Raw genomic sequence first — 6,880 nt, forward strand, 5'->3', positions numbered from 1 at the left:
TTAACTTAAATAATTCAGTCAGATAAAATAATTTAAAAAACCACGATTCCCTGTATTTCCAAGTTACTTTGGTATAAAACGGCAATTTTACATTTAATTGGCGTCAATCACCATCTATTTGAGTTAAAGGGATACTAATTGGGTGAATTTTTATAACTTTTATATCGTGCTTTAGAGATTTCACGCGAGTTTTAGCTATAAAAAAGCCAGTAACGCCACCTAGAGCAGCAGCTAAAATCTGCCAGCCTTCGGAAGCTATAAACAATTGCGCCGCAACAAATGCAAAAACAAGACTCAAAAGGAGCGGTAGCATGTAAACCGCAAAAGCATGCTTAACGACATGACTATCATCTAGTGACAAAGTGACCTTTTGCCCTATTTCTACTGAGGATTCAAATTTATAAGGAAAGGTTTTTTTTGCAGTGCCAAATAATTTACTAAACACTTGTGAGCCGCAACGACCATTGCAGCCTTCACAAGCTTGTTTTTGCTGTGCTTCTAAATGAGCAATGTGGCCATCGAGGGCCACAACAGTGAGGGTTTGTTCAATCATAACAATCCTTACGGAATCGTCTATAGTGCGCGAGTAACTGACTCTGCAATCGCTTTTGCGGTCATACTCGGTACATTACCAACAACCGATACATCAAAATTACCGCCATTATGCACATATACTGTCGTTGCACCAGAAGTGAGTGCTCCACTTAAACGCTTACCTGGTAATGGGCGCTGAATAAATACAGAAACCTCAACAAAACCATCAGAGAACAAGTAATAATCAGTTAACTCGTTATTTAAATCGAGCTTATGTCTGTCTGATTTTAGCAACTCAAAGCCATCTGGTAACCAACTGATTTTCCAATTAGTGGCAGTACTATCTTCATTTATAAGTGCATTGTTTGGCAAAGGCGTTGGAAAGTTTCGATTGAGCACTTCAACTAGCATACCGGCTGGCTGCTCTGTCACACTAATATGTGTAAGCTGTAACTGCTCTAAGGCTTCTCCTTCATGGTTAACGTACGCTGCTTTTAGTAACAACGACGATTCCATATCCAACCAAATCCAGTAATTATATTTATACTCGTCTTTAGATTCAATGCGAACAAGTTGCGCTGCACGCCCTGCAATACGCCCTTTTCCGCCTAGTACAAAATCATAATGCGCACTTAAGCGATCTATATCTTTAAAAAGTACTTCAGGGATTGGACCTGCTATTGAATCTGTTTTTAGAGAATATGGTTCAGACTGAGGTTCAAAATAAGTAACTTGATTATCGATACGGACCATTTCAAGCCCAGCACCGTTAAGTAAACTTAAATGCTCAAGTTCGGTGTCACCTTGTAAAGCATGCACCCATCGGTAGGGTTCCATTGTTTTACCTTTGACAACCACAAACGAGGCGTCAAAATTACGGGTGTGAACGGCATTAGCCATTTTGAGTAATAAATCTTTGGCAGGATTTGTGTCGTTGGCAAATGCATTAAAGCTTACTACCAACGACAGAACAAAAGTGATTACTTTCATTTAATTAGTTTTTTTCCTCAGACGCTTTGGTATTAGTTTGCGCTGTTTCTAAAGAATTCGCAACTCGTGCTTGGCGTTGATGCTCAAGAACTAACGCACCAATACGCTGTTGCTGTAGTTCACGTAAACCTTGCTCAGCATTTTCAAGCGCAGGCTCAGACGAATAACTTACTGGCGAGGCCATACCTGCTAGCGGTGTGGTTTGCAGTAATGGAATTTCACTTTGCTGCTCATTGTTACTTTGAGGAAGCGTATTAACGCCCACAATAGCAAACATCGCTACACTTGCTGCAATAGCTAATTGGGCAACTGGTTTGCGCCAATTAAAAGCGACTACTTTATTACCTTGTACTGTTTCAGTGATTGCTTGAGGCTGTGTTTTTGACTGACTAAAGTCAGCATAAACAGGCTCGCTTTCTAGTGCTAATGCAACGCGATCGCTAATATCAATATGTATGTCGTTATTATTTTTTTGAGCACGCATCGCATCACCAATTAACGCATAACGGCCAAACGTAGTTACATCTTGCTCTGCAATTTTTGCATCAGTTAGATGTTGCTCGCCATCAAGTAATGCCGATAACGCTTCGTTATCTAACTTGTTAAGGTGTGCTTTTGTCATACTAAGACTCGCCTATTAATGGGTTTAATTTGTTATCTATTGCTTCACGGGCACGAAATATACGCGAACGCACAGTCCCGACTGGGCAATCCATTACCACGGCTATTTCTTCATAGCTCATCCCTTCTATTTCTCTAAGGGTGATTGCGGTTTTAAGATCTTCAGGCAAACTATCAATCGTATTAAAAATAACAGCGCGTACTTCTTCGCTTAAAAGTAGGTTTTCAGGAGATGCATTCGATCGCATTGAATCTGCACAATCATAAAACTCGGCATCTTCAGCGTCTATATCATTTGCTGGCGGCTTACGCCCCTGGGCTACTAAGTAATTTTTAGCACAATTAACGGCAATACGGTATAACCACGTGTAAAAGGCGCTGTCACCTCTAAAGTTAGGAAGTGCACGGTAAGCTTTAATAAAAGCTTCTTGTGCTACATCAGCAATATCGCCTTGGTTAGATACATAACGTGAGATCAAACCTGCAATTTTGTTTTGATACTTCTTTACTAATAGGTTGAAGGCGTTTTTATCTCCTTGCTGGACCCTTTTTACTAGCACTAAATCTAATTCCTGCTCGCTCATTCGAGCCGGTACTCCTATGTCTGATTTTTGCTTGTTATTCATATTGTCGTCATTGTTCACAAATACTCTGACCTCTTTATGAATAAAAAGTTCTGCTTAATATTATTTTTTTATAAAATAGATGATAATAACGGCGCTAAGCCTTTAAAATCACTACGTAGTAGTATGACAAATATGATACAACTACAGATATTAAAAACAAATATTGCTCTATATGAGCATTGTAACCGCAAAGTACCTCTGACATGAACCAAAATAAACATCACATTGCAGATGTCGCTATTATAGGTAGCGGCGCAGCAGGCTTATCACTTGCATTATCTCTAGCTAATTATTGTAACGTTACCGTGATCAGTAAAGGAGCGCTTACCGAAGGTTCTACTTTGTATGCCCAAGGCGGTATAGCTGCTGTATTTGATAAACAAAACGACAGCATAGAATCTCATGTTGAAGATACACTCGATGCAGGCGGCGGTTTATGCGATAGAGACGCTGTTCATTATACCGCCAGCAATGCTCACGATTGCCTACAGTGGTTAATCGACCAAGGCGTACCCTTTGATATGGAGTTTGATAGCAAAGGAAAAGAGCGTTTTCACTTAACACGTGAAGGTGGTCACAGCCATCGTCGTATATTGCATGCAGCCGATGCAACAGGCAAAGCGGTGCAAACAACACTTATCAGCCAAGTTAAAATTCATAAAAATATAACGCTTTTAGAGCAATACAACGCCATTGATTTAATCACAGATAAAAGCGCCGGAAAAACAGGCTCACACATTGAAGGCATGTATGTGTGGAACAAAAAAGCTAAAAAGGTAGAAACCATTTCAGCTAAATTTGTTGCTCTTGCAACCGGTGGTGCAAGTAAAGTGTATTTATATACATCTAATCCAGACGTATCAAGTGGTGATGGTATTGCAATGGCTTGGCGTGCAGGTTGTAAAGTTGCCAACATGGAATTTAATCAATTTCATCCAACAAGTCTTTATCATCCAGAGCTACAAAACTTTTTAATTACCGAAGCCATGCGCGGTGAAGGGGCTTATTTAAAGCGCCCTGATGGAACTCGGTTTATGAAAGACTTTGATAGCCGTGAAGAGCTTGCTCCACGCGATATAGTGGCACGCGCAATCGATTTTGAAATGAAGCGCTTAGGCGCCAATTGTGTTTATTTAGATATTAGCCACAAAGATAAAGACTTTATTATTGAGCACTTTCCTACTATTTACGCAAAATGCCTAAGTGTAGGGCTTGATATAACAAAAGAAGCAATCCCTGTTGTACCTGCTGCGCATTACACTTGTGGTGGCGTAATGACCGACTTTAACGGTAAAACAGATCTCGATAACTTGTATGCTGTTGGCGAAGTTGCTTACACAGGCTTGCATGGTGCAAACCGTATGGCAAGTAATTCACTATTAGAGTGCATTGTATTTGCCCACGCTGCAGCTAAAGATATTTTAAGTAAAATTGAACATGCACCAGAGCCGATGGCGCTTCCTCATTGGGATGAGAGCCGTGTTAGTAACTCAGATGAAGAAATTGTTATTACCCATAACTGGCATGAACTACGTTTATTTATGTGGGATTATGTAGGTATTGTACGCTCTACTAAACGCTTAGAACGAGCACTGCATAGAGTTGAGTTGCTACAGCAAGAAATACACGATTACTATGCAAACTTTAGAGTAAGTAACAACTTACTTGAGCTTCGTAATTTAGTGCAAGTATCAGAGCTAATTATTAGAAGTGCTATGGAGCGAAAAGAAAGCAGAGGCTTGCATTACACTATTGATTACCCTGAACAAAGTGAAAATCCAACGCCGACTATTTTGACTCCAAAACGCAATTAATTGCGCCGACAGTGGCACGTTTTAGACGCGCATAACTTTGCTCATTAACGCCATTGGCTGAAATTATAAGCCAATGGTTGTTACTAAAACCTTTAATATGAAGCCATATATTATTACCATAAAATCGGCTTTTGTTACTTATTTCACCCTGAATTTTTAAGCTCTCGCCCTCAAATCTAAATAACTTTGGTTCTAATATTATAATTCCCTCATTTGGGTGAATTGCTAATACTTTGCGCCACATTATCAAGCCAGCTAGTGCATTTATTATTAAACAAAAAAGCATAGCTAATAGTGAATCTAAAAATAAACATAATATAAAACTGAGCATACAAAAAAAGACCACAATTGGTTTGTGGTCAGCTTTATTATTTGTAACCGTAAACCTATACACGAACTCGGTCTAAGATCAGCGAAACCATACCGTTTAACTGCTCGTCTTTACATTCTTCATGACCCATAAACCATGCAAATAAGTCAGGGTCTTCTTCTGTTAGCAAACGCTGAAAGATAGCCTGTTGCTCTGCGCTCAAAGAGTCGTATGCTTCTTCTACAAACGGCATAAACAAAACATCTAGCTCTAACATGCCACGACGACAAGCCCAACGAATACGTGCTTTACTATGAATTTCAACCATTTTAAACCTCATACTTAATTGACTCGAGTTTAACAAACACAAGCCTATTTAGCAGCTATTAATCTCTCATTAAATAATAAACCCGCACCAATAAGCGCTTGTCTGTACCATACGTAACAACTGCGTTATTATGTCACTTCATTTATATTGCAAAGAAGGTTTTTATGTCGAGCGTTTATTCATGTCCGTTATCTCATCAACTTATTAGCCTCTGCGGTGCTGATAAATTATCTTATTTGCACGGACAAATCACTCAAGATCTAAATAAATTAACCAGCAGTAATTATTTGTGGGCTGGCCATTGCAGCGCCAAAGGTAAACTTTGGGGTGTATTTAAATTATTTTCTTACCAAGATAGTTACTACCTTGCGGGTAGCCAAGCTGAAGTTGAAAAATCATTAGCTGAACTTAAAAAATACGCTGTATTTGCAAAAGTTGATATTACTGAATGCTCAAAGCGTTTAATTGGTTTAATTGGTGATGATTTATCGGATGTGCTGGCACAACTTGATATTAGCTTTGAAGGCGATGCAAGCGCGTGTGATTTTACGAATGGTAAAGCGCTAAAATTAGCTGATAACCGTGTTTTAATAATGGTTGATAACCAATTTAGCATGCCTGATAACGTATCCACACTTGATAACGAAGCCCCTTGGCAACAAGCAGCGATGCTTGCCGGTGAGCCTCAGCTAAGTGCAGATGCAATTGGCGAGTACGTTCCTCAAATGGTAAACCTACATGCTATTGGCGGTATAAGTTTCAAAAAAGGGTGTTATACCGGTCAAGAAACAGTAGCCCGTATGAAGTACCTTGGTAAAAATAAACGTGCAATGTATATCGTTTCAGGGCAAAGCGAAGGGATTCTTTCAGAGCCTGATTTAGAAACCCAATTAGGCGAAAATTGGCGCCGTGCAGGTAAACTTATTGCACAAAGCTTTGATGAGCAAACAAATAAATTAACAGGCCTCGTTGTGTTGCCAAACGATACTGATGTAACTCAGGTACTTCGTGCAAAACACACACCTCAGGTGGAGCTAAGCATTCTGCCTCTACCCTACTCTCTTGAAGATGAATAAATAGGAATGACTATGATCGTTGCGGCAAACAAAGTGGTAAAAATGCATTATTCAGTAATGGATAATGATGGCAATAGCATTGATAACTCGTTCGGTGGTGAGCCACTACACTTTATCATTGGCACAGGCTATTTAATTTCAGGCCTAGAAAATGCTTTGCTGGGCAAGCAACCAGGCGACACGCTTAGCGTAAAGGTTGAACCTGAAGAAGGTTACGGCGAGCGCCACGAAAACCTAATGCAAGCAGTACCTAAATCAATGTTTGAAGGTATGGAAATTGAAGTTGGCATGCAATTTCGTGCATCAACAGATGATGGTGACCAATCAGTAATGATCATCGATATCCAAGATGAAGAAGTGATTGTAGATGGTAATAACCCACTTGCAGGTATAACACTTAACTTTGATGTAGAAATACTAGAAGTACGTGATGCGACAGAAGATGAATTAACTCACGGCCACGTACATGGCGAAGGTGGGTGTGGTCACGACCACTAATGTACTGCTAAACAAATAAAAAAGCGCCTTAGGCGCTAACACCGATCAGTTAAGGTATTTTTGATCGGTTGACCGATCTTTTG

Annotated in this window: 9 protein-coding genes; 3 read left to right on the forward strand and 6 right to left on the reverse strand. The window is 39.8% G+C overall.

Translation table 11 applies throughout. The features are described 5' to 3' along the window. Window positions 1-103: 103 nt before the first annotated feature. Genes GQR53_RS02285 through rpoE form a run of 4 tightly spaced genes read right to left on the reverse strand, consistent with a single transcriptional unit; the run spans window position 104 to window position 2,729 of the window. A complete protein-coding gene (locus GQR53_RS02285) occupies window positions 104-553 on the reverse strand; it encodes a SoxR reducing system RseC family protein (protein ID WP_024594973.1) in 450 nt (149 codons plus the stop codon). 20 nt (window positions 554-573) lie between these two features. Further along, the gene (locus GQR53_RS02290) at window positions 574-1,524 is read right to left on the reverse strand and encodes a MucB/RseB C-terminal domain-containing protein (RefSeq protein WP_024594972.1); all 951 of its coding nucleotides are present in this window, start codon (window positions 1,522-1,524) and stop codon (window positions 574-576) included. A 4-nt stretch (window positions 1,525-1,528) separates the two neighbouring features. Next, window positions 1,529-2,146: an RseA family anti-sigma factor gene (locus GQR53_RS02295; RefSeq protein ID WP_165742747.1), complete on the reverse strand. Its 618-nt coding sequence runs from the start codon at window positions 2,144-2,146 to the stop codon at window positions 1,529-1,531. A gap of 1 nt (window position 2,147) precedes the next feature. Next, window positions 2,148-2,729, reverse strand: a complete 582-nt coding sequence (gene rpoE, locus GQR53_RS02300) for an RNA polymerase sigma factor RpoE (protein ID WP_002958721.1) — start codon at window positions 2,727-2,729, stop codon at window positions 2,148-2,150. A gap of 245 nt (window positions 2,730-2,974) precedes the next feature. Here rpoE and nadB point away from each other — a divergent pair, with 245 nt between their 5' ends. After that, a complete protein-coding gene (gene nadB, locus GQR53_RS02305; RefSeq protein WP_002958722.1) occupies window positions 2,975-4,585 on the forward strand; it encodes an L-aspartate oxidase in 1,611 nt (536 codons plus the stop codon). Here nadB and GQR53_RS20735 read toward each other — a convergent pair. Together GQR53_RS20735 and GQR53_RS02310 are read right to left on the reverse strand one after the other, a co-directional pair. After that, entirely contained in the window at window positions 4,560-4,916 is a 357-nt protein-coding gene (locus tag GQR53_RS20735) for a hypothetical protein (protein ID WP_024604708.1), read from the reverse strand. The two genes, nadB and GQR53_RS20735, sit on opposite strands and share 26 nt — an antisense overlap. Before the next feature lie 55 nt (window positions 4,917-4,971). Next, window positions 4,972-5,223, reverse strand: coding sequence for a succinate dehydrogenase assembly factor 2 (locus tag GQR53_RS02310; RefSeq protein ID WP_002958724.1), 252 nt, complete (start codon window positions 5,221-5,223; stop codon window positions 4,972-4,974). A 164-nt stretch (window positions 5,224-5,387) separates the two neighbouring features. On the opposite strand from GQR53_RS02310, the gene GQR53_RS02315 reads away from it, so the two are divergent. Both GQR53_RS02315 and GQR53_RS02320 read left to right on the forward strand, forming a co-directional pair. Next, window positions 5,388-6,299, forward strand: a complete 912-nt coding sequence (locus GQR53_RS02315) for a folate-binding protein YgfZ (RefSeq protein WP_165742748.1) — start codon at window positions 5,388-5,390, stop codon at window positions 6,297-6,299. A 12-nt stretch (window positions 6,300-6,311) separates the two neighbouring features. After that, window positions 6,312-6,797, forward strand: coding sequence for a peptidylprolyl isomerase (locus GQR53_RS02320; protein WP_002958726.1), 486 nt, complete (start codon window positions 6,312-6,314; stop codon window positions 6,795-6,797). Window positions 6,798-6,880 lie beyond the last annotated feature (83 nt).

The sequence above is a fragment of the Pseudoalteromonas sp. Z9A6 genome (assembly GCF_011378805.1).
GTDB classification, from domain to species: Bacteria; Pseudomonadota; Gammaproteobacteria; order Enterobacterales; family Alteromonadaceae; genus Pseudoalteromonas; species Pseudoalteromonas distincta.